Source organism: Flavobacterium frigoris, assembly GCF_900111075.1.
Lineage (GTDB): Bacteria > Bacteroidota > Bacteroidia > Flavobacteriales > Flavobacteriaceae > Flavobacterium > Flavobacterium frigoris.
Window position 1 is genome coordinate 1 of sequence record NZ_FOFZ01000042.1, and the last position, 1807, is coordinate 1807.

The window sequence follows — 1807 nt, forward strand, 5'->3', positions numbered from 1 at the left end:
TAAAAATAGAAGTTCCAATGATCAAAGGAACTGTTTTGGAAACTATTGAAGATTGTGTATATTTGAATGCTGATAATGTGGTTTCAAAAGCAACTCTTGAAGTTGTTGACGATGGAGGAAAAGTTGGATTGAGTGTGCAGGGGGCGAGGAGTTTATGGAAAACCTTCCTAGATGATGCGTTTGTACTAACTAAAAGAGCAGAAGTAATTGCTGAAAACCTGCCAACTAGATTTCCAAATCTTTCTATTGATGAACTAACTGCTATCAAAGTTTATACAAGCGACCAAATGAGAAATGGTAGTAAAATTTATCAAACATTAAATACAGAATTAAGAGCAGGAACTTTAAGTGATTTTAATAATGAATTAAATGATTTACTAAATCGTGGTTTAGGTAAATTAACTCCCCATAATGGAAATGTTTTCAGAGGTGTATACGGAGCCGAAGCTAATTTAGCTAAAAGTTGGAAAGTTGGAGATGAAATACCATTTAAGGATTTTAAATCGAGTTCAACAAACAAGCAAGTTGCAGCTTATGATTTTAGTTATAGCAAAGGAGAAAGTGTAATTTATGAAATTAAAGGTGCTAATGGTTCTAATGTTTGTGGGATATCTTGTATGCCTAATGAAATGGAAGTTATGTTCAGATCAAATTTAAAATTTAAAGTAAAAGAGGTTGATCTAAATCATATGATATTTGACAAAAATTTTGAGCACCAAAATAAATTCACAAAAATAGTTTTAGAATTAATACCATAAGAATGACAAATTATATTGAAAAATATTTTAATACTGTTTTAGGTAACATTGAAAGACATCTTAATAGCTCAGAAATATCTGCTGAAGAAAAGGAGAAAATGAAAACTAGGATCGAATTGATTAATGAATTGAGACCGAACATAGAATGGCAGTTCAAAACATCGGAATCAAAACAGGTATCTCGAATTCAACATTTAGCTATGTTAAGAAGAATGGATGAATTACCACATTTAATAAAAAAGCAAGAAAAAGCAATTAATATTTATGAAGAATCTAAAAGAGCAATGCCATATTTGGAAGCAGTAAATTTAACTCTGAACAAGCCCTTGACAGAATTCTTAAATGATTTATGTGATAAAATAGACATAAAAGGTTATAGCTACACTGGTAATTTTCCAACCATTACAGAAACTCAAGAAGCTTTCAAGACTTATTTTGAAATTATAAAGCCAGCCCAAGGAAATGGTAATATGTTTAAAGAATGTTACGAGAAAATAGAAAGTCTCTATAGTGAGTTAATGAAACTTAACGAAACGGATTAACAGCGTTTTTTTTTATTCCCTCGCCGTCGCGAGCAGAAATAAGTTCAAAGGCTAGCGCGACGCCTCTGGCTCGTGCCCACAATCATAAGCAGCTAAAACAAAAACCCAAACTACACCCCTAAAAAAGTTGTAGTTTGTTGTTTTAGGAATAGTTATATTTATCAAAAAAGCAAATGAGCAGGAAATATAAATTTGCTTCCTCCCGAATCCTTTGGTGTGGTTCGTTCAAGAGAAACAAAACATTCTTATGCCTAAAAAACATCCTTGATTTTTAGCCCTGATGGAAGTGGCATCCTTTTTAGCCTCGTTCTCAAAACGAGACTAAAAAGATATAACGGACAGCAGGAATAGCTTCAAAAAAAAATAAAGAAATCTCTTCCAAATCAAGTTATCTTTGCCAAATGCCAAAAAAACTCCTGCTCCTACTACCTCTGTTTTTGTTATCCCTACTGGGTCAAGCCCAAAGTTATCCCGTTACGATAAGTACTCAGCTAACGCAGCCCTCCC

Annotated in this window: 2 protein-coding genes; both read left to right on the plus strand. The window is 33.0% G+C overall.

The window, feature by feature from the left end:
* Positions 1 to 758: ADP-ribosyltransferase domain-containing protein (locus tag BMW63_RS17665; RefSeq protein WP_217643747.1), on the plus strand; the 758-nt coding region annotated here is incomplete at its 5' end.
* A gap of 2 nt (positions 759 to 760) precedes the next feature.
* The gene (locus BMW63_RS17670) at positions 761 to 1300 is read left to right on the plus strand and encodes a hypothetical protein (protein ID WP_074724779.1); all 540 of its coding nucleotides are present in this window, start codon (positions 761 to 763) and stop codon (positions 1298 to 1300) included.
* Positions 1301 to 1807: the final 507 nt, after the last annotated feature.